Annotated in this window: 18 protein-coding genes; 13 read left to right on the forward strand and 5 right to left on the reverse strand. The window is 71.0% G+C overall.

What is annotated here, in order from left to right; translation table 11 throughout:
• Nucleotides 1-5: 5 nt before the first annotated feature.
• The 12 genes from QK288_RS05195 to QK288_RS05250 all read left to right on the forward strand — a co-directional run bounded on the left by QK288_RS05195 (nt 6) and on the right by QK288_RS05250 (nt 13,520).
• Nucleotides 6-1,064, forward strand: coding sequence for a polyprenyl synthetase family protein (locus QK288_RS05195; RefSeq protein ID WP_281266741.1), 1,059 nt, complete (start codon nt 6-8; stop codon nt 1,062-1,064).
• The gene (locus QK288_RS05200; protein WP_281266742.1) at nt 1,061-2,056 is read left to right on the forward strand and encodes a phytoene/squalene synthase family protein; all 996 of its coding nucleotides are present in this window, start codon (nt 1,061-1,063) and stop codon (nt 2,054-2,056) included. Before QK288_RS05195 ends, QK288_RS05200 begins: the two co-directional genes overlap by 4 nt.
• On the forward strand, nt 2,053-3,759 hold the full coding sequence (crtI, locus tag QK288_RS05205; protein ID WP_281266743.1) for a phytoene desaturase family protein: 1,707 nt from the start codon (nt 2,053-2,055) through the stop codon (nt 3,757-3,759). Before QK288_RS05200 ends, crtI begins: the two co-directional genes overlap by 4 nt.
• On the forward strand, nt 3,759-4,094 hold the full coding sequence (locus QK288_RS05210; protein WP_281266744.1) for a lycopene cyclase domain-containing protein: 336 nt from the start codon (nt 3,759-3,761) through the stop codon (nt 4,092-4,094). The genes crtI and QK288_RS05210 overlap by 1 nt, the downstream gene beginning before the upstream one ends.
• Complete coding sequence (locus QK288_RS05215) at nt 4,091-4,489, forward strand: lycopene cyclase domain-containing protein (RefSeq protein ID WP_281266745.1); 399 nt, start codon at nt 4,091-4,093, stop codon at nt 4,487-4,489. Before QK288_RS05210 ends, QK288_RS05215 begins: the two co-directional genes overlap by 4 nt.
• Nucleotides 4,486-5,379: a prenyltransferase gene (locus QK288_RS05220; RefSeq protein WP_281266746.1), complete on the forward strand. Its 894-nt coding sequence runs from the start codon at nt 4,486-4,488 to the stop codon at nt 5,377-5,379. Before QK288_RS05215 ends, QK288_RS05220 begins: the two co-directional genes overlap by 4 nt.
• Nucleotides 5,380-5,584: 205 nt before the next feature.
• A complete protein-coding gene (locus QK288_RS05225) occupies nt 5,585-6,649 on the forward strand; it encodes a Gfo/Idh/MocA family oxidoreductase (protein WP_281266747.1) in 1,065 nt (354 codons plus the stop codon).
• A gap of 161 nt (nt 6,650-6,810) precedes the next feature.
• A complete protein-coding gene (locus QK288_RS05230; RefSeq protein ID WP_281266748.1) occupies nt 6,811-7,275 on the forward strand; it encodes a hypothetical protein in 465 nt (154 codons plus the stop codon).
• Between the two features lie 2 nt (nt 7,276-7,277).
• The gene (locus tag QK288_RS05235) at nt 7,278-8,303 is read left to right on the forward strand and encodes a YihY/virulence factor BrkB family protein (protein WP_281266749.1); all 1,026 of its coding nucleotides are present in this window, start codon (nt 7,278-7,280) and stop codon (nt 8,301-8,303) included.
• A gap of 30 nt (nt 8,304-8,333) precedes the next feature.
• Nucleotides 8,334-8,825: a VTT domain-containing protein gene (locus QK288_RS05240; protein WP_281266750.1), complete on the forward strand. Its 492-nt coding sequence runs from the start codon at nt 8,334-8,336 to the stop codon at nt 8,823-8,825.
• Between the two features lie 10 nt (nt 8,826-8,835).
• Nucleotides 8,836-9,531, forward strand: a complete 696-nt coding sequence (locus QK288_RS05245; protein WP_281266751.1) for an SDR family oxidoreductase — start codon at nt 8,836-8,838, stop codon at nt 9,529-9,531.
• An 80-nt stretch (nt 9,532-9,611) separates the two neighbouring features.
• Nucleotides 9,612-13,520: a hypothetical protein gene (locus QK288_RS05250; RefSeq protein WP_281266752.1), complete on the forward strand. Its 3,909-nt coding sequence runs from the start codon at nt 9,612-9,614 to the stop codon at nt 13,518-13,520.
• 140 nt (nt 13,521-13,660) lie between these two features.
• Here QK288_RS05250 and QK288_RS05255 read toward each other — a convergent pair whose 3' ends face one another.
• Entirely contained in the window at nt 13,661-15,223 is a 1,563-nt protein-coding gene (locus tag QK288_RS05255; protein ID WP_281266753.1) for an ATP-binding cassette domain-containing protein, read from the reverse strand.
• A 284-nt stretch (nt 15,224-15,507) separates the two neighbouring features.
• On the opposite strand from QK288_RS05255, the gene QK288_RS05260 reads away from it, so the two are divergent.
• Nucleotides 15,508-15,927: a DUF3151 domain-containing protein gene (locus QK288_RS05260; RefSeq protein ID WP_281266754.1), complete on the forward strand. Its 420-nt coding sequence runs from the start codon at nt 15,508-15,510 to the stop codon at nt 15,925-15,927.
• Nucleotides 15,928-15,989: 62 nt separating this feature from the next.
• On the opposite strand, the gene QK288_RS05265 is transcribed toward QK288_RS05260, so the two are convergent.
• The 4 genes from QK288_RS05265 to QK288_RS05280 are packed head-to-tail and all read right to left on the reverse strand — an operon-like array spanning nt 15,990 to nt 22,376.
• The gene (locus tag QK288_RS05265; RefSeq protein ID WP_281266755.1) at nt 15,990-19,010 is read right to left on the reverse strand and encodes a glycoside hydrolase family 2 TIM barrel-domain containing protein; all 3,021 of its coding nucleotides are present in this window, start codon (nt 19,008-19,010) and stop codon (nt 15,990-15,992) included.
• A complete protein-coding gene (locus QK288_RS05270) occupies nt 19,007-19,942 on the reverse strand; it encodes a carbohydrate ABC transporter permease (RefSeq protein WP_281266756.1) in 936 nt (311 codons plus the stop codon). The genes QK288_RS05265 and QK288_RS05270 overlap by 4 nt, the downstream gene beginning before the upstream one ends.
• Entirely contained in the window at nt 19,939-21,018 is a 1,080-nt protein-coding gene (locus QK288_RS05275; protein ID WP_281266757.1) for a sugar ABC transporter permease, read from the reverse strand. Before QK288_RS05275 ends, QK288_RS05270 begins: the two co-directional genes overlap by 4 nt.
• Nucleotides 21,015-22,376, reverse strand: coding sequence for a sugar ABC transporter substrate-binding protein (locus QK288_RS05280; RefSeq protein ID WP_281266758.1), 1,362 nt, complete (start codon nt 22,374-22,376; stop codon nt 21,015-21,017). The genes QK288_RS05275 and QK288_RS05280 overlap by 4 nt, the downstream gene beginning before the upstream one ends.
• Between the last annotated feature and the right edge of the window lie 151 nt (nt 22,377-22,527).

Consider the following 22,527-nt stretch of genomic DNA (forward strand, 5'->3'; position numbering starts at 1 on the left):
GTTGCATGACGGACGAAGCGGCCACCGTGGCGCCGATCGACCTCGCTTTGGTCGATGCGTGCCTCGAGCGCTTCTTCACGGTGTCCTCGGGCAGGGCACAGGCGTTCGGGCGTCCGTCCGAGGAACTCTGGCGGGTGCTCCGCAAGGCGAGCATGGGTGGCAAGCGCTTCCGCCCGCGCATGGTGCTCACCGCGTACGCCGGGCTCGGCGGCGACGACGTGCACGCCGCGTCGCACATCGCGGCCGCGTACGAGCTGCTGCACACCGCGCTGGTCGTGCACGACGACGTCATCGACCGGGACTGGTCCCGCCGTGGGCAGCCGAACGTCGCAGGAGCCTTCCGCGACACGGGCACGACGGGTGGGCTCCCGCTGCCGATCGCCGAGCACCGGGGGATGAGCGCCGCCGTGATCGCCGGGGACCTGGCGCTCTCCGGAGCCCCGCGCTTCATCGAGTCGAGCGGCGTCACGGGCGACCGTCGCACCCGCCTGCTCGACCTGTTCGACGACGCCGTGTTCGCCAGCGCCGCCGGGGAGATGGCCGACGTCGACCTGAGCCACGGCGTGATGCCGACGGTGGACGAGGTCCTCCAGATGGAGCGGGCGAAGACGAGCGTGTACTCGTTCGAGGCGCCGCTGCAGTCCGGTGCGGTGCTCGCCGGCGCGGACGAGTCGATCGTCGCCGCGCTCGGGGCCTTCGGCCGTGAGATCGGCATCGCCTACCAGATCGTCGACGACCTGCTCGGGGTGTTCGGGGACGAAGCCGCAACGGGCAAGACCGCCATCGGCGACCTGCGCGAGGGCAAGCGCACCATGCTCATCGCCTACGCCGCCACGACCGACTGCTGGGCCGAGCTCGCGCCGTACCTCGGGGACCCGCACCTGACCGAGGAACATGCGAGTGCGATGCGCGCGCTCCTGACGTCGTGCGGGGCCAGGGATGCCGCCCTCGCACGGGTCGAGGAGCACACGGCCCTGGCCCGCGCGGAGCTCGCGGCGCTGCCGTACGACCTCGCGGACCGGCTGGAGACGCTCGTGTCCGAGCTGGTGGAGCGCGTCCGGTGACCTCCAGCAACGCAGGGAGCACGCACACCGCGCGGCTCCCGCTCTACGACGCCACGGCAGAGGCGGCGTCCTCCGTCGTCATCGAGCGCTACTCGACGTCGTTCGGCCTGGCGTCGCGCCTGCTCACGAAGGACACCAGGGAGCACATCAGGAACGTCTACGCACTGGTCCGCGTCGCGGACGAGGTCGTGGACGGCCCCGCGACCGAGGCCGGGCTCGCGCCGGACCTCGCCCGCACGGTGCTCGACGAGCTCGAGTCGGACACCGAACGCGCGATGCGCCTGGGGTTCTCGGTGAACCCGGTCGTGCACGCGTTCGCCAGGACCGCCAGGACGATCGGGTTCGGCGCGGAGCTGACGGCCCCGTTCTTCGCCTCGATGCGGATGGACCTCGAGCAGACCGAGCACGACCAGGCCTCGTTCGACGCCTACGTCTACGGCTCGGCGGAGGTCGTCGGGCTGATGTGCCTCCGCGCGTTCGTGTACCGCGCCGGACGGCCGACCTTCGACGAGTCCGTGCTGGTCGAGGGTGCCAGGGCGCTCGGTGCCGCCTTCCAGAAGGTGAACTTCCTCCGCGACCTGCACGCCGACTTCGAGGTGCTCGGCCGGTCGTACTTCCCCGGCGTCGACGTGCGGACGTTCGACGAGGCCACGAAGGACCGACTCGTCGCGGACGTCCAGGCCGACCTCGACACCGCCGCCAGGACCGTGCCGCTGCTGCCGAAGGACGCCCGACACGCGGTCGGCCTCGCGCACGCGCTGTTCCAGGAGCTCAACGACCGGATCGCGGCCACGCCGGCCGACCGGCTGATCACGACGCGCGTGCGCGTCCCGAACCCCGTCAAGGCGCGGCTCGCCGCGCAGGTGCTCGCCGGTCGCGCGCCGCTGCGGTCGCGCACGGTGACCACGGGACACACTGGGCCCCAGCTGCCGGTTCCGGACCGACGCGCCAGCGGCGGGCCGGCCGTGACAGAAGGGAGAGGCTCCTCATGACCCCGCCACGAGCCTCCAGTCCGAAGAACCAGCCGTCCACTGCGCGCAAGGTCCCCGTCCGTCGCGCCGTCGTGATCGGCGGCGGCATCAGCGGACTCGCGTCCGCCGCACTGCTGGCGCGGGACGGCTTCGCCGTCACCGTGCTCGAGCAGCGCACCCAGCTCGGCGGACGCGCCGGGTCGTGGGAGCGGGACGGCTTCCGGTTCGACACCGGGCCGTCGTGGTACCTCATGCCCGAGGTGTTCGACCACTTCTTCCAGCTGCTCGGCACCAGCGCCGACGAGCAGCTCGACCTCGTGAAGCTCGACCCCGGGTACCGCGTCTACAGCGAGGGGTACGACGACCCGATCGACCTGCGGGCTTCTCGCGAGGACAACCTCGCGCTGTTCGAGTCGATCGAGCCGGGGGCCGGCGCCCGGATGGCGAAGTACCTCGACTCCGCTGCCGAGACGTACGAGATGGCCGTCCGGCGCTTCCTGTACGGCACGTTCCAGGACTTCCGGAAGCTCGCGGCCCCCGACGTGCTGCTCCGCATGGGCAAGCTCGCGCGGCTGCTCATCGAGCCGCTGTCGACGTTCGCCGAGTCCGCAGTGCGGGATCGTCGCCTGTGGCAGATCCTCGGCTACCCGGCCGTGTTCCTCGGCACCAGCCCGTATGCCGCACCGAGCATGTACCACCTGATGAGCCACCTGGACCTCGCCGACGGAGTGCTCTACCCGAAGGGCGGCATCACCGAGGTCATCGCGGCCGTCGAACGCGTCGCCCGGGCCGAAGGGGCGCAGATCATCGCCGGCGCCAAGGTCGAGCGGATCCAGGTCGAGGGCGGCCACGTCACCGGCGTCGTGCACCGAGACCGTCGTGGCGCGCAGCACGTCGCACCGGCGGACGTCGTCGTGAGCGCCGCCGACCTCCGGCACACCGAGATGCAGCTCCTCGACCGCGAGCATCGGACGCACGACGAGTCGCACTGGAAGAAGCGCGACCCCGGCCCCTCCGCCGTGCTCGTCTACCTCGGCGTCGACGGGCCGGTTCCGGGGCTCCTGCACCACACGCTGGTGTTCACCGCGGACTGGAAGGCGAACTTCGGCGCGGTGTTCGGTGACGACCGGCACGTGCCCGACCCCGCGTCGATCTACGTCTGCGCCCCGTCCGAGACCGACCCGACCGTCGCACCGCGGGGATCGAGCAACCTGTTCATCCTGGTGCCGCTCCCCGCCGACGTCGGCATCGGCAAGGGCGGGCTCGACGGCGCGGGTGACTACGAGGTCGAGCAGATCGCGGACCGCGCCATCGACGTCGTCGCCGAACGGTCGGGCGTGCCGGACCTCCGCGACCGCATCCGGGTGCGCAAGACGATCGGCCCCCGGGACTTCGCGGACGACTTCAACGCGTGGAGCGGCTCGATGCTCGGGCCGGCGCACACGCTCAAGCAGAGTGCGTTCTTCCGCGAGGGCAACGCCTCCGAGAAGGTCGAGGGGCTCTACTACGCGGGGTCCTCGACGATCCCGGGCATCGGGCTGCCGATGTGCCTGATCAGCGCCGAGGTACTGCTGAAGCGCATCCACGGGGACACCTCGACCGAGCCGCTGCCGACGCCACTCGAGCGTGCGGACGGTGCACCGCCCCGCCCGCAGAAGCGCGCGCCGCGGCGGACGCCGACCACGCCGCTGCCTCCGACCAAGACCCCGGCCGCGACGACCTGATGCCAGGGCTGTACCTCCTCGGGCTCCTCGTGGCGCTCACCGGGATGACCGTGCTCGACGCGCGCTTCCGGCTGTTCTTCTGGCGGGCGCCGTGGCGGGCCGCGGCCGTGATGGCGGTCGGCGTCGCGTTCTTCCTGGTCTGGGACGCCGCTGGTGTGGGGCTCGGCATCTTCTTCATCGGGCAGCAGCGCCTGCTGACCGGCGTCCTGCTGGCGCCGGACGTCCCGCTCGAAGAGGTCTTCTTCCTGCTGCTGCTCGGCTACACGACGATGAACCTGATCGGGTTCATCCGGCCCCGCGTGGCCCGGGCGCTCGATCGGGCGGGGGACCGGTGACCGGCTCCGGCGCGTACGCGCTCCTCAGCCTGCCGTTCTTCGGGGTCGTCGCCGTGGTCGGGATCGTGGCAGCGGTGGTCGCGGCACGTCGCCAGCGCCGGCTCGGGCGCGACGTCCACCGCCGACGCCGCACGGGCGTGGTCACCGGGCTCGTCGCCGGTGTCGTGCTGCTCGTGATGACGATCGTGTTCGACAACGTCATCGTCACGCTCCGCGTCGTCGCCTACGACCCGGCGCTCATCAGCGGCATGAAGATCGGAGCGATCCCGATCGAGGACCTGGCGTACTCGATCGCGGCCGTCGTCCTGCTGCCGAGCCTCTGGGTGCTGTTCGACCGCAGCCACGGGACGGACCACGAGACCCAGCCATCCACCGGACAGGAGCACGACCGATGACGGCGACCCCGGCCTCCCGGCAGTCCACCATGCGCGCGCTGTTCACCTCGTCGCGCCCGATCAGCTGGGTGAACACCGCGTACCCGTTCGGCGCCGCCTACCTGCTCGGCAGCGGGGAGCACTTCTCGATCCTCGCGTTCCTGATCGGCGTCGTGTACTTCCTGGTGCCGTACAACCTCGCGATGTACGGCATCAACGACGTCTTCGACTACGAGTCCGACCTGCGGAACCCCCGGAAGGGCGGCGTCGAGGGGGCGCTGCTCGACAAGAGCGTCCACCGGACGACACTCTGGGCGGTCGTCATCACGAACGTGCCGTTCCTCGTCGCGCTCGTGCTGCTGGGCGGCCCGTGGTCGTGGCTGGTCCTCGCGATCAGCGTCTTCGCGGTGATCGCCTACTCGGCACCGGGGCTGCGGTTCAAGGAGAAGCCGTTCCTCGACTCACTGACGTCGTCGACGCACTTCGTGTCGCCGGCGGTCTACGGGCTCGCGCTCGCCGGGACGCACTGGACCGGGCAGCTCGTCGCCGTGTGCGTGGCGTTCTTCCTGTGGGGCGTCGCCTCGCACGCGTTCGGCGCAGTGCAGGACGTGCTCGCCGACCGGGCCGGCGGGATCGGCTCGGTCGCGACCGTGATCGGTGCGCGGACGACCGTGCGCCTGGCGTTCGTGGCGTACGTGGTGGCCGGGATCGCGCTGCTGTTCTCGGCGTTCCCGGGGCCGATCGCCGCCGTGGTCGTGATCCCGTACGCGCTGAACGTGCTGCCGTGGTGGAACGTCACGGACGACGGCGCCGAGTCGGCGAACGCGGGGTGGAAGCGGTTCCTGTGGATCAACTACCTCGCCGGCTTCCTGGTGACGATGACGCTCATCGCCTACGCGTTCACGCGCTGAGCGGGGGCGCCGCGGGCGCGCGCGGCGCGGGTCGCGGCGCGGGTCGCTTCGCGCGTAGGAAGTCGAATCGCGCGTAGGTGTCCTGGATTCCAGACCACCCACGCGCGAAACGACCTCCCATGGCATGCGTTGTGGGAAGGAACCGCGCGCCTGACAGACTGGACGCGCGCGACGACAGCGCAGTCGAACACGAAGGAGTGCACGCATGACGGTCCGCATCATCCACGTCGGTCTCGGAGGGTGGGGCGGCAGCTGGGCCCGCACTGCACTCCCCGCGGTGTCGGAGGTCGAGGTGGTCGGGATCGCCGACCCGAGTGCGCCGACGCTCGAGGCCGTCCGGAAGGACCTCGGGCTGCCGGAGTCCGCCGCGTTCGGCTCCCTGACCGATGCGCTCCAGGCCGTCGACGCCGACGCCGTGGTCATCACCGCCCCGGCCGTCACGCACGTGCCGCTCGCCCTCGAGGCCCTCGCCGCGGGCAAGCACGTCCTGGTCGAGAAGCCCTTCGCCAACAGCGCCGCCGAAGCCGCCGAGGCCGTGCACCTCGCGGAGGAGCTCGGCCTCGTGCTGCAGGTCAGCCAGAACTACCGCTACTACCCGGCGCCTCGCGTCACGAAGGACCTCCTCGCCGCCGGTGCCGTCGGTGAGCTCTCGGCGATCAACATCGACTTCCGCCAGTGGGACAACGACCGCGCGTTCGAGGACCACCCGCACTACCGGTTCCCGCACGCGATGATCAACGACATGGCGATCCACCACTTCGACCTGCTCCGCATGGTCACCGGCAAGGAGGCCGTGCGGGTCTACGCCAGGGCCACCTACCCGTCCTTCAGCAAGTACCAGGACGAGGCGGTCGCGTCGATGCTCATCGAGATGGAGGACGGCATCGTCGTCAGCTACCGCGGCAGCTGGCTCAGCCGCGGGGAGCACACCCCGTGGGCCGGCGAGTGGAGCATCCAGGGCGAGGACGGCGAACTCCAGTTCACCAGCCGGGGCGGGGAGCCCGGCGACGTCAGCTGGGACCGCGTCACCGTCCGGAAGCCCGAGGGATCCGGTCGGACGTCCGGGGAGTCCGCTCGGACGTCCGTCGAGCTCCCGACTGCGGAGCACCACGACCGGCAGGGCGGGCTCCAGGCGTTCGCCCGTTCGGTGTCGAGCGGCGACGTCCCGGAGACGAGCGGGCGCGACAACCTCAGGAGCCTCGCGCTCATGGAGGCGGCCACCCGCTCAGCAGCGTCCGGCCTGCCCGAGGACGTCGTCGTCCCGAGCTGAGACCGAGCGGACACCGGGCCGAGACCGAGCGGACACCGGGCCGAGACCGGGCCGAGGCCGGGCCGAGACCGGGCCGTCACCGGGCCGACACCGATCATCCGCCACGCGCGAGCCGGACGCAGCCAGGGCCGCGTCCGGCTCGCGACGTGTACGAACGATGTATGGCGAACGACAGTCTCCCCGAGCTCGAGCTCGCGAACGTCCGCACCCGTGAACGCATCACCGACACCGTCGACCGGATCCGGCACAAGGTGGACGTCCCCGCGCGCACCCGCCTCGCGATCGCGAAGACGAAGCAGCGTTGGCACCGCGACCCCACCCCGCTCGTGGCGCTCGCCGCGACCGCCGCGGCCGGCATCGCGGCGATCGTGGTGGGTGTCCGGATCCGGAACTCCCCGGCCGCGCGCCTCGACGCACTCCGCACCCCGGCTCCCGTCCCGGTGTTCAAGCCCGTCAAGGTGGGCAAGGACGGGACCGCGAAGGGCGTGCCCGTGTTCGCACGCAAGGACGACAAGCACAACCCGGTGCTACAGGACCAGAAGGCCTCCGAGAAGCGCCGCGAGACGGTGCAGAAGCAGGCGAAGAAGGCCGGCAAGCGCGCCGCCAAGCGAGCGAAGAGGATCTGACCATGGCGCGAGAGCACCACAAGCCGGACCCGGACGACCCCCGGAAGGCGGACAGCCCCACGGAGCTGACGAAGCCCACGCTCGTCTACACGCTGAAGAAGACGCTCCGCGAGTTCTCCGCGGACCAGTGCACCGACCTCGCAGCGAGCCTGACGTACTACACGGTCCTGGCGCTCTTCCCCGGGCTGCTGGCGATCGTGTCGATCCTCGGCCTCGTCGGGCAGGCGCAGTCGGTCGTCGACACGTTGCTCGACATCGTCAAGAACGTCGGATCGGCGCAGATCGCATCCCTGCTCGAGGAGCCGATCAACAGCCTCGTCCGGTCGCCGGCGGCACCCATCACCTTCATCGTCGGTGTCGTCGGCGCGCTCTGGTCGGCCTCCGGGTACGTCGGTGCCTTCGGCCGCGCGATGAACCGCATCTACAACGTCCGCGAGGGCCGGCCGATCTGGAAGCTCCGCCCGACGATGCTCGGTGTCACGCTGTTCACCGTCGTCCTGCTCGTGATCGGACTGCTGGCGCTCGTGAGCGGACCCATCGCGCGGAGCTTCGGCGACACGATCGGTCTCGGCGACGTGGCCGTCACGGTGCTGTCGATCGTGCAGTGGCCGATCCTGCTCGTCATCGCGATCATCGTCGTCGCGGTGCTCTACTACTGGTCGCCGAACGTCAAGCAGCCGAAGTTCCGGTGGGTGAGCGGCGGGTCGATCCTCGCGATCCTGATCCTCGTCATCGCGAGTGTCGGATTCGGGTTCTACGTCGCGAACTTCTCGAACTACAACGCCACGTACGGGTCCCTCGGTGGCGTCATCGTGTTCCTGCTGTGGGTCTGGATCACGAACAACGCGCTGCTGTTCGGCGCGGAGTTCGACGCGGAGCTCGAGCGCGGGCGACAGCTGCAGGCCGGCATCCGTGCCGAGGAGGACATCCAGCTCCCGGAACGCGACACCCGGCAGATCGAGAAGCAGGACGAGAAGCGTGCGCAGGACGTCCTCGACGGCATCAAGATCCGGGAGGGCCGGGGATAGCTCCCGGATGCGTCCGTTACGGTTCCGGGCGTGCCGTCCTTCCTCGAGGGGCTCCCGTTCTGGTGGCTCGTCCTCGCGCTCTTCCTGATCGTGTTCTGCCGTGCGCAGGCCACGTACTGGATCGCGCGTGGAGCCGTCGCCGGCGCATCGCGCTCCCGGTGGGGCCGCTGGCTCGACTCCGCCGCGGTCCGTCGCGGCTCGGCGCTCCTCGACCGATGGGGGCTCCCCGTCGTGACGGTGAGTTTCGTGACGGTCGGGCTGCAGACGGTGATGAACGCGGCAGCCGGGCTCGCCCGTGTCCCGTGGCGGCGGTACCTGCTCGCGATGGTGCCCGGGTGCGTCGCGTGGGCGTTCCTCTACGCCACGGTCGGGCTCGCGGTGTTCTGGGCCGTCGTCGCGGCGCTCGCCGGCTCGCCGTGGGGGATCGCAGCGGTGGCCCTCCTGGTGGTCGCCGCGGTCGTCGCGGTGACGGTCGTGCGGCACCGCGGCAGCCGGACGGGAGGCTCGTCCCGCCTTCCGTAGGCTGGCCTGCGTGACGCACGCACAGCCTCCAGTCCGTCCGGTCGCCCTGGTGACCGGAGCCACCCGCGGCATCGGCCGCGCGATCGCGGCCGACCTCGGCCGCACCCACCACGTGCTCGTCGGCGGCCGGACGGCCGACGCGGTGGACGCCGTCGTGGCGGAGCTCCCGAGCGCGTCGCGGTTCGTCGGGGACCTCGGCGCCGGCGACGTCCCCGAGCTGCCTGCTCGACTCGACGTGCTCGTGCACTCCGCCGGTGTCGAGCAGGGCAACCGCATCGCGGACACCCCGCGGTCCACGTGGGAGGCGGTCTTCGCCACGAACGTCTTCGCCGTCGCCGAGCTCACGCGCCTCGCGCTGCCGGCACTCCGGGCGTCCCGCGGCATCGTCGTGACGATCAACTCCGGCTCGGGCTTCGTATCGGGCCCGGGCGGCGGGGTCTACGGCGCGTCGAAGTTCGCGCTCCGGGCCTTCACCGACGCCCTGCGCGAAGAGGAACGTCCGAACGGCGTGCGGGTGTCGAGCGTGCACCCCGGTCGGACGGACTCGGACATGCAGCGGGCGCTGACGGAGAAGCTCGGCGAGACCTACGACACCGAGTACTTCCTCGCGCCGCAGGACGTCGCCGACGCGGTCCGCACGGTGGTGGACCTGCCGGCACGCGGCGCGATCGAGACGCTCTCGATCCGCCCGACACGACGGCGGTGAAAGCATCGTGCATTGTAGTATTTTGAATATAGAACATGAAGTATGGTTGATGCGTCCCTGCCCCGACGCTGGAAGTCGCCATGCCATTCGCTCGACCCCTCAAGACGATCGCCGCGTCGTCCGCCATCGCTGTCGCAGCCGCCGCCCTGCTGCTGACACCCCTCGCCCACGCGGAGCAGTCCAGCGGCGGCATGGTGACCGGACCGCTGCAGAACGCATGGAAGTCGACCTACATCGGTCGGACCTCCACGTCGTGGGTCGACACGGTGGCGAGTCCCGTCGACGTCACCTACCCGGCTCCCGGAGGGTCCGGCGTGGTCGCGGTCGACGGGACGTGTGTGTCGAAGACGACCGCGCCCTCCGCGACCGCACTGAGTGCCATCCCCGTCGGTGACGGCAGCGGCTGCCTCGTCTTCAGCGCGCGCATCACGAACGAGGGGTTCTTCACGTTCGTGGTCGACACGCCGGGAGCGCCCGCAGACGGCAGGTACCTCGGCGACGGCAACGCCGGTGGGGTGCTGGACCTCATCGCGACGAACCCACTCGTCCTCTTCTCGATCCCCGAGGAGCCGAAGGGGGCGGTGTCGCTCACCGGCTCCGTCACCGACACCGACGCCGATGGACGCACCGGCGCCGGAGACACCCTCGAGTGGACGGTCTCGGTGGAGAACTCGGGCAACGTCCGTCTCCGGGAGCTCCGCCTCACGTTGGACGACGGCACGCCCGTGACGTGCTCGCGTCCCGACGTCGACGCCGGGAAGGCCCTCGACTGCACCGCGACGCGGATCCTCACGCAGGCCGAGGTCGACGGCGGCTCCGTCAGCGCCTCCGTGACGGGATCCGCGCTCACGCCGAGAGGGAAGCCGGTCGACCTCGGCACGGCGAAGCGCGACGTCACCGTCGACGGCACGGCGGCCGTCTCCGCATCCGTGACGTCCGACCTCGGCGCGGCGCCGAGCGCGGGCGACGTCGTCACGTACACGGTGCCGGTGGTGAACACCGGGACCCTGACGCTCGCCGACCTGCGCGTCACGGCTTCGGCGGGCCGCGCCGACGGATGCGACGCCGTCGACCTCGCTCCGGGGGCTTCGACCACCTGTCGCATCGTCCGTGAGCTCAGCCAGGCGGAGGTCGACAGCGGGAAGGCGGTCCTCGCGGCGGAGGTCACGGGACGGGCGGCCAACGGAGACGAGACGACGGCGCCGGTACGCCTCGACGAGGACATCGCGACGACGGTGTCGGCGAGCGTCGCCGTCACCTCGGACGCGGGGACGTCGGTGCAGGTCGGGCAGGAGATCACCTACACGACCACCGTGGTCAACACCGGGACGGTGACACTGTCCGGTCTCGCGGCCCAGCCCACGATCGGCTCGGCTGCTGCGTGCGGGCGGACGACGCTGGCGCCTGCCGCGTCGACGTCGTGCACGGTGACGTACACGGTGACCCAGGGCGATGTCGACGCCGGCGCGGTCGACCAGTCGATCGCGGTCGTCGGCGCCGCGCCGGGTGCGCAGTCCGCTCGACTGGGGGTGGACGAGGTGCACGATGTGGCCGTCGCCGAACCCGCGGTGGACGCGTCCGTGGTCACCGACGCCGCCGACGTGCCCGCGGTCGGGGACGTCGTGACCGCGACGATCTCGGTGACCAACACCGGCAACGTGACCCTCTCCGACGTGACCGTCGACCCGTCCACCGGCGAACCCGTGACGTGCGCGGACGCCTCGCTCGCGCCCGGTGCATCCACCTCGTGCGTGGTGACACGTGCACCACTGACCCAGGCGGACATCGACAGCGGCGAGATCGTGTTCACCGCTGACGTGGCCGCGACGGCGCCGTCCGGTGACCGGAGCGTGCTCGGTGCCGTCCGGACGTCGGACCCGGTCCCGGCAACGGCCTCCGCGTCGGCGTCGATGACCTCGGACGCGGGATCCGCCCCGGTCGTCGGACAGACCGTGACGTGGACGACGACGGTGACCAACACCGGCAACGTCACCCTCAGCGACCTCGGCGTCGACGTCGCCGGTGATGCCGCCGAGTGTCCCGCCACGACGCTCGAGCCGGGCCGTTCGGTGTCGTGCACCACGTCCGCGGAGGTCACGCAGACCGATGTCGACGCCGGCACCGTGGACCGTGCGGCGATCGTCAGCGCCGCCGCGCCGGGCAGCGCCGCGAAGGAACTGACCCGCGCGTCGCACTCCGACGAGATCGCACCGGCTCCGTCCCTGTCGACGAACGTCGAGTCGGACGTGACCGAGGAATCCGGGGTCGGCGATCAGGCAACCTGGACCGTCACGGTCCGCAACACCGGTAACGTGACCCTCTCGACCCTCGAGATCGGCGGCGGCACCTGTGACACCGCGGTCCTCGCCCCGGGAGCGGAAGCGCGCTGCACGATCGTGCGGACCCTGAGCCAGGCCGAGGTCGACGCCGGGACGGTGCAGGTGAACGAGGCGGTGACGGCGACGACCCCCGCTGGTGTCCGGTCCGAATTCGCCCGTGCGACCGGTGCCGCCGAGCTCGCCCAGCACCCCGCGCTCAGCGCCACCAGCGAGTCCGACGCTGACGTGCAGCCCGCCGTCGACGACACCGTCACCGTCGTCGTGACCGTCCAGAACAGCGGCGACGTCACCATCCACGACATCGCGGTGCGTCCGGGGCGCGGGGAGGCAGCCGCGTGCGCGCAGACCGCCCTCGCGCCCGGCGCGACGACCGACTGCGTCATCACCACCCCGGTCACCCAGCAGGACGTCGACGCCGGCGGCTTCGACGTCGACGCGGCCGTCATCGGGTCGACCCCGACCGAGGACGGCGTCGAACTCGCGACGACGTCTTCGCGGGTGGGGATCCCGGCCCAGCCCGCCGCGACGCTCGGGCTCACCGCCGCGGTCCAGGAGCGTCTGGAACCCGGCGTCGAGCTGACGGTCCAGGCGACGGTGACGAACACCGGCAACGTGACGCTGTCCGACGTGGCGCTCGCCGCGTCCGACGACCGCGAGGTCTCCTGCCCCGGCGAGCGCATCGCACCCGGCGCATCGGCCACCTGCACGGTCACGGTCACGGTCACCCAGGCGCTCGTCGACGCCGGCGGGATCGACCTCCACGTCGACGGGACCGCGACCTTGCCGGCCGGCGGCACGATCGACGTCCCCGCAGCCGACCTCTCCGTCCCGATCGACGCCGAGCCCGGCGCCACCGTCACCTTGACGGTCGTGCCCGGCGGCGACACCACCGTCGGCGGCACCCTCCGTTTCGAGGCCACGGTCACGAACACCGGGAACGTCACCCTCGGGGAACTCGTGCTGAGTCGCCTCAGCGCCTTCGGTGCTGGCCGCACCGAGGACGCCCCGGCGATCGAGTGCGCCGACGAGACCGTCCCGGTCGGCGGCTCCGTCACGTGCTCCTTCTCGCGGACCGTCACGCAGTCCGACGTCGACAACGGATCGATCCGCGAGACCACGACCGCGGCGGTGTCCACCCCGGCGGGCGACGCACTCGCCATCGCCCCGGCATCGGTCACGACCGAGATCCCCCGTACGATCGCCGGCGCGACCGCACTGTCCGCCGACACCGACGGTCCCGTCGCCGAGGGTGACCGCGTCACCCTCACCACCACGATCCGCAACGTCGGGACCGTCACCCTCCGCGACCTCGTCGCACGAGACGGCGACACCGACCAGGAGTGCATCGCGACCGACCTCGCCCCCGGGGCCGAGACGAACTGCGTCAGCACCAGGACCGTGACCGCCGACGACGTCGCGCATGGAGCCCTCGAACCGACGGTCGTGGCCACCGCGGCCGATCCCCAGGGCGACCGTGTCGACATGCCGGACGCGACCATCACGATCCGCGCAGAGGCACCCGCAGAGCTCGCCTACACCGGTGTCGAGGGCCTCGCCCTGGCCAGCGGTGCCGCACTGCTCCTGCTCGCCTCCGGCGCGATCGCGATGCTCCTCCGAGCACGCCGGCACACCACCGACGAGACGCAGTGAGCATCGGCTGAGGCGATCTCGGTCCGGCCGTGACGGATCCGGTCCGCGGAACCCCGGTTCCGCGGACCGGATCCGTCACGGCGAACGAGCAACGTGCCGCGTGCGCGCACTGGCACTGGCACTGGCACGCCGTACGCCGCTCAGGCCAAACCCACGCGGAGGTCGAGATCGAGCCGGTCCAGGAACGTCTCGTCGTGGCTGACCACCACGACGGCCCCGCGGTAGGCCCCGAGCGCGTCGACGAGCTGGTCGACGCTCGTCATGTCGAGGTCGTTCGTCGGCTCGTCGAGCACCAGCAGCTGCGGGGGCGGGTCCGCGAGCACGAGTCCGGCCAGAGCCACCCGGAAGCGCTCACCTCCGGAGAGCGCACCCGCGGGACGGTCCACCGTGTCCCCGCGCACCAGGAAGCGGGCGAGCCGGTTCCTGAGCACGGCGTCCCCGACGTGCTGCGCGCCGCGACGGACGTTCTCGAGCACGGTCAGGTCGTCGTCGAGCGAGTCCTTCCGCTGCGGCAGGTAGGCGATGTGCTCCACGTGCGGTTCGGCGTGCGTGCCCGGGAGCGGGTGCTCCCGCGCGGAGGGCCACCCGACGAGTTGCTCGAGCAGGGTCGTCTTGCCGACGCCGTTGTCCCCGCCGACGGCGATGCGTTCGGGGCCCTGCACGATCGTGTCCCGTCCGCGGACCGTGATCGTCGCGATGCGTCGGGACGCGGGGACGTCCGGATCCGGCAGCTCGACGTGGATGGACTCGTCGACCCGGAGCCGCGTCTCCGCCTCCCGCTTCGTCTGCAGGGCCGCTGCCTCGTCGTCCGCGTACCCGGTGCGGAGCCTCCCCGCCGTCTCCTCTCCCTTCTTCCGCATCTCGTTCGCGAAGATCTTCGGCATGCCCTGCGCGGCCTTGACGCCGGAGCGGGCCCGCCGCGCGATCTTCGTCTCCGCCTCGATCCGCTGCCGCTTCTCGGTGCGGTGCCGCTGCTCGGCGACCCGGACCTCGCGCTCGACCGCGGCCTGCTGGACGGCGAGGTGCTCCTCGAACGCGCTGAACGTCCCGCCGAACACGGTCATCGACCCGGCGCGGAGTTCGGCGACCTCGTCGACGTGCTCCAGGAGCTCCCGGTCGTGGCTGACGACGACGAGCGTCCCGTGCCAGGCGTCGACCATGTCGAGCAGCATCGTCCGCGCTCGTCGGTCGAGGTTGTTCGTCGGCTCGTCGAGGAACGCGATCGGGAGCCCGCGCAGCCGGATCCCGGCGACCGCTGCGAGGACCGCCTGGCCGCCGGACAGCGTCGTGACGGGCCGGTCGAGGTCGATGCCGAGCGGGTCGAGCGCGGCTGCGGCGCGTTCCTCGACGTCCCAGTCGTCGCCGATGACGTCGAAGTGCGCGGGCGATGCGTCACCGCCGAGCACGGCTCGGAGCGCCAGGACCGTGGCGCCGATCCCGAGCAGGTCGGCGACCGTGTCCTCGGCGCGCACGGACAGGCGCTGGGGGAGGTGGTCGACGGGACCCGACGTCGTGACGGTGCCCGACGTGGGGTGGAGCCGACCGGTGACCAGCCGGACCAGCGTGGTCTTCCCGGCCCCGTTCCTCCCGACCAGACCGGTCCTGCCGGAGCCGAAGGCGGTGGTGAGGTGGTCGATCGCGACGGTGCCGTCCGGCCAGGTGAAGGTGAGGTCGTGCAGGACGACCGATGGGTTCGCGGGCATGGAGGTGCCTCCCGTGTGTCGATGCGGGCGCACGACACCGGAGCCGCGGATGCGGCAGGGACCCGACTCAGGCGGGCGTGATCACGGTGTCAGCGCAGGGGCTGCTGCTGCGAGGACGCAGTACCGGTGATCACGCGCAAGGCGACTTCTTCCGTCGGTTCACCCCCGTTTCCGTGACCCGAGCCGGCGGTCGGTCTCCCGCCCCGCTGCTCCGCGGTCACGACGGAGTGTCCCCCACGGTAAGCCCGTTCCCGGACGGCCGCAAGGGATGACAGGGTGGAGGCATGCCCGAGAACCTGCTGCCGACCCCGTCGAGCAACCCCGAGACCCTGCTCCCCGCCGAACCCGAGGTGACCGCGGCGCTCGCCGCCGACGCACCCGTCGCCAGCGTGGTGGTGTCGCACCCGTCGTCGAGCCTGGCGTGGGCGCTCCTCGCCGACGAGGCGTGGGAGCGTGGTGCGACGCTCGAGTCCTACGCGTACGCCCGTGTCGGCTACCACCGCGGGCTCGACTCGCTCCGCAAGGCCGGGTGGCGGGGTGCCGGGACGGTGCCGTGGTCGCACGAGCCGAACCGCGGCGTCCTCCGCGCGCTGTTCGCCCTGCGTCGCGCCGCCCAGGCGATCGAGGAGCCCGGCGAGCCCGAGCGCCTCACCGAGTTCCTCGACGGCGCCGACCCCGCAGCGATCCCCGCGCTGACCGCGTAGGGCGGCGCGCCCGCCGCCCCTCCGCCCGCCGACCGCCGGCGCGGATCGCGGAGCCCCGCCGCCTACGCCAGCAGCACGCTCCACACGCGGGTGGACGGCCACAGCTGGTGCTCCGGGAGCACGTCCAGCCCGCACGCGCGACTCCCGAGTCCGTGCTGGGCGGCATCGAGGTACAGGTACAGCGCGTCCGGCGTCGGGAGCTCGTACGGGTGCGCCGCACGGCTCACCTGCTGCGCGGTCCACGGCGTCAGGGTGAACCCCGCCCGGTGCGCCCCGACCGTCGACACCGTGAACGGCCCCACCGTCAGCGAACGGAGGCCCGGACGGTGCCCGGTCTCCTGCGGCCTGGAGTAGTTCGCGTTCAGCAGCGACACCGGGGAGCCGAACCGGCCGACGTGCGCCGCGTGCGACGAGTCCGCGTACGACTCGAGCGGCCCCGTCCCGAACCACTCCACGGCCGCGTCCTCGGACACGAGGGACACCGGCAGGTCGATCCGCACGCCGATCCTCGGCCACGTCACGTCCCAGGCGCCGAAGGGGATCGCCGTCGTGTCGAGCAGCAGCCCCTCGTCCGTCAGGGTCCAGCGGTGCGTGACCTCGACACCGGCGCCGCTGTTCGCCGCCGCGACCCGGACCCGCTGCACGAGACCGTGCTCGGTCCGCTCGACGTCGATCAGCCGGTGCGTCAGCCGGTCGAGCCCGGCACGCACCCACTTCTCCGCCGACGCCGGCGCGTCGGGATCGCCCACACCGTGCGTCAGTACCGGGTCAGCGGTCTCGTAGCCGCCCTGCGACGCCAGCCGATCGTTGTCGGTCGGCGCGCGCCAGAGCTCCAGGCGCGGCCCGGCGACGGGCAGTCCCTTCCAGCTCGACAGGTCACCGCGTTCGGTGAAGGTCGCCTCCCCGAGTCGGTCGCCGTCCCACCCCGTCCTGGAGGCTCGTGGGACCTCCGCCGGACGGCTCGCGACGAGCGTCTGGGCGCGTGCCACGACGTGGCCGGTGTCCGCCCAGGCCGTCGGTCCGGCGAGCTCCGCGACGACGTCGAACCACAGTTCCTCGCCGGGGGCGATGTCGCCGGCAGCTGCGCCGAGCACGTCGTCCGGGACGGGCACCGTTGCCGACTCGCGAGCGGCGATCACGCCGGGGGCGATCCGGCCCGAGGACTCGACGACGCCGTTCCGCGCCAGGGTCCAACGGAACCGCAGGCCCGCGGTCGAGGCGGAGTGGTACCGGTTCTCGACGAGGACCGTGCCGTTCCCGACCGAGATGCGGATCGGGGCGACCACGGCCGCGTACTCCGCGAGCCCCGGCGTCGGGATGTCGTCGGGCAGCACGAGGCCGTCCATCACGAAGTTGCCGTCGTGGACGACCTCGTGGAAGTCACCGCCGTAGGCGTAGTACGGGGTGCCGTCGGGTGTGTGTGCCAGCAGCCCGTGGTCGCGCCACTCCCACACGAACCCGCCGTGCAGCCGGGGGTACCGGTCGGCCAGGTCCTCGTACTCCTGGATCTGCCCGGGGCCGTTCCCCATCGCGTGGACGTACTCGCAGTGGATGAACGGCTTCGACCGCTGCCGTGCGGCCTCGGCGGGGCCGCAGCCGAGCAGGGGCGTCGGGGTCCCGCCGCCGATCGACTCGGTCTCCTGCAGCGTCGGGTACATCCGCGAGTACACGTCGGTGTACTCGCCCGTGTAGTCGCCCTCGTAGTGCACCGGGCGTTCGGGGTCGCGGGCGTGCACCCAGGTCGACATCGCGGCGAGGTTCCGCCCGGTGCCGGACTCGTTGCCGAGCGACCACATCACGATCGACGGGTGGTTCTTGTCGCGCTCGACGGTCCGCTCGATGCGGTCGAGGTAGGCGTCCTCCCACGCGGGGTCGTCGGACGGGTTGCCCTGCCAGTCGAGGAACACGAAGCCGTGCGTCTCGAGGTCGCACTCCAGGATCACCCAGAACCCGAGCTCGTCGGCCAGGTCCAGCACGCGGGGGTGCGGCGGGTAGTGCGAGGTCCGGATGGCGTTCACGTTGTGGCGCTTCATGAGCGCCATGTCCTTGCGGGCGTGCTCCTCGTCGAAGACCCTTCCCCGCTCGGGGTGGGTCTCGTGCCGGTTCACCCCGTGGAAGACGACGCGTTCGCCGTTGACCAGGAACCGGTCACCGACGATCTGCACCGTGCGGAACCCGAGCCGCAGCGACACGGTCTCACCGCCTTCGCTCCCGCCCGCCGCGGTCCCGGTGGCCAGCGTCGCGTCGTACAGCCTCGGGAGCTCGGCGCTCCACGGCTCGACGCCCTCGACCTCGATCGGCTCCACGTCGGACGCCGATGCCCACACCACGTCGATGCCGAGGTCCGGCACCGCGAACCGCACCGGGAACACCGCGTCGAGCGTCGGCACCGTGATGGTCCCGGAACCCGTCGACGGACGTCCGGACGCGGCAGTCCCTGCCGTCGCCGCTGACCCGAGCGTCGCGGACCAGCCGGCCCTGACGAACACGTCGTCGATCGGCGCCGTCGGCCGCGCCAGCAGCGTGACGTCGCGGAAGATCCCGGGCAGCCACCACTGGTCCTGGTCCTCGAGGTACGACGCCGCCGACCACTGGTGCACGCGGACGCGGAGCTCGTTCGACCCCGGACGCAGCAGGTCGCTCACGTCGAACTCCGTCGCCAGGCGCGACCCGGTCGACCACCCGACGAGGTCGCCGTTCAGCCACACCCGGAAGTGCGACTCCACCCCGTCGAAGCGGAGCAGCACGCGCGCCGCCGCGTCGAAGGTCGTCGGCACGTCGAACGTCCGTCGGTAGTCGCCCGTCGGGTTCTCCTCCGGCGGGTTCGGCGGGTCGATCGGGAACGGGTACTGCAGGTTCGTGTAGCTCGGCGCCCCGTGCCCGTGCAGGACCCAGTGCGCGGGGACCGGCAGCGTGCCCCATCCGTCCGGGTCTTCGAACGGCGCTGCGTCGGCGACGGGCGACCAGCGGAAGTCCCACTCCCCGTCGAGCGACAGCGACGGTGCGTCGGTGTGCAGCCATGCTCTGGGCGTCAGCCGGGACGCCGATCCGGGTGCGGTGGACGCGAGGTCGGGAGTGGTCAACCCTTGACCGATCCTTCCGTGAGGCCCCCGCGCCAGAAGCGCTGCAGGACGATGATGGCGATGACGAGCGGGATGACCGAGACGAGCACCCCGCCGGTGGTGAGCTGGTAGAACTCCGGCAGCCGGTCGACCTGTGCGCGCCAGTTGTTGAGCCCGAGGGTGATCGGGTACAGCTTCTGGTCGGCCAGCATGATCAGCGGCAGGAAGAAGTTGTTCCAGATGCCGACGACCTGGAACAGGAACACCGTCACGAGCGCCGGCGTCATCTGCCGGAGCGCGATCGTGTGGAAGATCCGCAGCTCGCTGGCGCCGTCGAGTCGCGCGGACTCCATGAGCGCCGTGTCGATCGACGCCGCGGCGTACACCCGGCAGAGGAACAGGCCGAACGGGGAGACGAGGCTCGGGATGAGCACGCTCCAGTACGTGTCGGTCAGGCCGAGCGTCGAGAACAGCAGGAACAGCGGCAGCGCCGTCGCGGTCCCCGGCACGAGCACGCCACCGAGGATCGTCCCGAACACGAGCTGCCGCCCGCGGAACTCGTACTTCGCGAGCGCGTACCCGCCGGCTGCGGCGAAGTACGTCGCGAGCACGGCACCGACGCCCGAGTACAGGATGCTGTTCGCGATCCAGCGGACGAAGATCCCACCGTCGTACGTGAACACCTGCTGGATGTTGCTGAACAGCGCGAACTCGCCGCCGAACCAGAACCCGTTCGTGGAGAACAGCGCGCCGGTGGTCTTCGTCGCCGCGATGACGACCCAGTACAGCGGCACGAGGAAGTAGATCGCGACGATCACGAGGATGCCCGTGACGACGATCTGGCTCTTGCCGGACCGGTCGAGCTTGCGGCGCTGGTGCGCCGAGATGGACGTGGTGTCCACCGGTTCGGCGGCCTGCTTGGTCACCGGCGCCTGGATGGTCTCGCCGCTCATCGTTCGGTCCCTTCGATGGTCGCGACGCGACCGGACTGGAGGCTCGGGTCGGCTTGGGAGGTGACCGGACGGACGGCGGATGCGCGCGTCTGGAGCGCGCGCCGCGCCTCCAGTCCGTCCTTCTTGGCCCGTTTGCGTTGGTCGCGTTCCTCCTTCGGTGGCCGGTTCGTCAACGCGAGGAACGCGAACGACAGGATGAACGCGGCCAGGGCGATGATGACCGCCTGCGCACTCGCGACGCCGTACTCGTTGAACGCGAACGCGTTCGTGTACGCGGCGTAGTTCGGCGTGTACTCGGTATCGATGGCCGGCGCGACCGTCGACAGGATCTGCGGCTCCGCGAAGAGCTGCAGCGTGCCGATGATGGAGAACACCGTCGTCAGCACCAGAGCCGGCGCGATGAGCGGGATCTGGATGCGCCAGGCGACCTGGATCGGACCGGCGCCGTCCATCTTGGCGGCCTCGTAGACCTCGCCGGGGATGGACTTCAGTTGCGCCACGATGATGAGCATGTTGTAGCCGGTGTACGTCCACGTGACGATGTTCGCGATCGACCACAGCACGCTGTTGGCGCCGAGGAAGTCCGGCTGCAGCCCGATCGACTGGAGCAGGGCGACGATCGGCGACAGGCCGGGCACGTAGAGGAACGACCAGAGGATCGTCGCGATGACGCCGGGGACGCCGTACGGCATGAAGTAGATCGCGCGGAAGAACCCGGGCCAGCGGGCGCTCGCCGACTCCAGCAGCAGCGCGAGGATCGTGCAGGCGATGATCATCACCGGGACCTGCACGATGCCGAACAGCAGCATGCGGCCGATCGAGGCGACGAAGCCGGAGTCGTTCAGGGCCGTGACGTAGTTGTCGAACCCGGCGAAGCGGCCCGTGACGCCGTCCTCGCCGAACAGGCCCTTCCGGTCGACGGTCGTGAAGCTCTGGAACAGCGCACTGATGATCGGGATGATGAACGTCAGCACGAACAGGGCGAGGAACGGCGCGAGGAGGACCCACGGCGCGCGCTTCTGTGCGCGGGTGGCCTTCGTCGACGTGCGGAAGGCGGTGTTCGGCTGCGTGCTCATCGTGCCGTCCTGACGCTGAGGCCCTTGTCCTTGAAGGACTGGACGATCTCCTTCTGCGCGAGCTCGACGGCGTCGCGCAGCTTCAGACCGGAGGTGAGCTTCCGGCGGAACTGGTTCTGCAAGCTGGTGAACGCCGACTGCGTGACCGGGGACCAGGACCAGTCGATGTTCTGCTCCTTCGACGCCGGCACGAAGACCTCTTCGTTGTAGTTCTGGCCGGAGAACCACTTGCTCGGCTGCTCGCGCTGCTTGCCGATGTAGTCCACCGCGGGCGACCACCCGATGCCGCAGTACTTGATCATCGCGTCGATGCCCTCCTTCGAGGTGGTCATCCACGTGATGAACTCGAGCGCCTCCTTCGGGTGCTTCGCGTTCGCGAGGACCGCGGCCGTGGAGCCGCCGATCGCGCTCGAGCCGTAGCCCGTGTCGCCCCAGGTCTGCATCTTCGCGACCTTCCACTTGCCCTCGCCGCCCTGCACGGACTCGATGAGGGCGTCGCCCCAGCTCGCGCTCGTGACGGCTGCGATCTTGCCGCTCGCCGCCGACGCGTACCACCCGGGGGTGTAGGCGCCGGCGCTCGTGTCGACGAGCTTGTCGTCGATGCACCCGTCGAAGAAGTCGGCGACCATCAGGGTCTTGTCGTCGGTCATGTCGACGACCCACTCGTCGCCGTCGACCTTGAACCACCGGGCACCGGCCTGCTGCGCGTACGCGGCGAAGGGCGAGGCGTCGGCCACGGGGAAGACCTCGAGGTAGTTCTGCGGCCCGGTCTTCCTGACCTTGTCGGCCAACTCCCGCCACTCGTCCCACGTCGCCGGCGGTTCGCCGCCGGCCTGCTCGAGCAGCGCGGTCTGGTAGTAGAAGCCCATGGGGCCGGTGTCCTGCGGGATGCCGTAGACGCCGTCGACGAACGAGACCTGGGCCCACGCGGCCTCGTCGTACTTCGACTGGTTGTCCTTCGCGCCGTAGCGGGCGAGGTCGACCAGGCCGTTCGCGAGCATGAACTCGGGGATCTGCCGGAGCTCGACCTGCCCGATGTCGGGGCCGCCGCCGGCCGCGAGCGCGGAGTACATCTTCTGGTACCCGCCGGAGTTGCCGCCGGGGATCCAGTTCGCGGACACCTGAATGTGCGGGTTCTTCGCGTTCCAGACGTCGCAGACCTTCTGCAGGTCCTTGAGCCACGCCCAGTAGGTGATCTGGACCGTCTCGCCGCTCGCGGCCGCGGGGATGACCCCGGCCTTGTTGACGTTCGTGGATCCCGGGACCGCGCATCCGGCGAGCAGGCCGGTCGCGGCTGCTCCGATGCCGAAGCCCAACAGCTGTCGTCTCGAGATGGGTCGTGGTGATGGGGGCGTCATTGCCGTCGCACTCCGGTTCGTCGTCGATCGGGGTTGCAGTTCAGCCAACCACAAAACCGAGCGACAGTGCGATTTCGGCGCTGGGTGTTCCCTCCGATGTGTGACGTCGGAGCTCCGACGGGTGGAGTGTGGTCGGAACGTGAGAGCGCAG

Source organism: Curtobacterium sp. 9128 (genome assembly GCF_900086645.1).
GTDB lineage: Bacteria > Actinomycetota > Actinomycetes > Actinomycetales > Microbacteriaceae > Curtobacterium.

Bases quoted from the DNA above. Each gene is read 5' to 3' on its own strand.
- QK288_RS05270 (WP_281266756.1), bottom strand. From the start codon at position 19,942: ATGAGCGGCGAGACCATCCAGGCGCCGGTGACCAAGCAGGCCGCCGAA.
- QK288_RS05210 (WP_281266744.1), top strand. From the start codon at position 3,759: ATGCCAGGGCTGTACCTCCTCGGGCTCCTCGTGGCGCTCACCGGGATG.
- QK288_RS05235 (WP_281266749.1), top strand. From the start codon at position 7,278: ATGGCGCGAGAGCACCACAAGCCGGACCCGGACGACCCCCGGAAGGCG.
- QK288_RS05225 (WP_281266747.1), top strand. From the start codon at position 5,585: ATGACGGTCCGCATCATCCACGTCGGTCTCGGAGGGTGGGGCGGCAGC.
- QK288_RS05255 (WP_281266753.1), bottom strand. From the start codon at position 15,223: ATGCCCGCGAACCCATCGGTCGTCCTGCACGACCTCACCTTCACCTGG.
- QK288_RS05220 (WP_281266746.1), top strand. From the start codon at position 4,486: ATGACGGCGACCCCGGCCTCCCGGCAGTCCACCATGCGCGCGCTGTTC.
- QK288_RS05280 (WP_281266758.1), bottom strand. From the start codon at position 22,376: ATGACGCCCCCATCACCACGACCCATCTCGAGACGACAGCTGTTGGGC.
- crtI (WP_281266743.1), top strand. From the start codon at position 2,053: ATGACCCCGCCACGAGCCTCCAGTCCGAAGAACCAGCCGTCCACTGCG.
- QK288_RS05275 (WP_281266757.1), bottom strand. From the start codon at position 21,018: ATGAGCACGCAGCCGAACACCGCCTTCCGCACGTCGACGAAGGCCACC.
- QK288_RS05250 (WP_281266752.1), top strand. From the start codon at position 9,612: ATGCCATTCGCTCGACCCCTCAAGACGATCGCCGCGTCGTCCGCCATC.
- QK288_RS05230 (WP_281266748.1), top strand. From the start codon at position 6,811: ATGGCGAACGACAGTCTCCCCGAGCTCGAGCTCGCGAACGTCCGCACC.
- QK288_RS05195 (WP_281266741.1), top strand. From the start codon at position 6: ATGACGGACGAAGCGGCCACCGTGGCGCCGATCGACCTCGCTTTGGTC.
- QK288_RS05260 (WP_281266754.1), top strand. From the start codon at position 15,508: ATGCCCGAGAACCTGCTGCCGACCCCGTCGAGCAACCCCGAGACCCTG.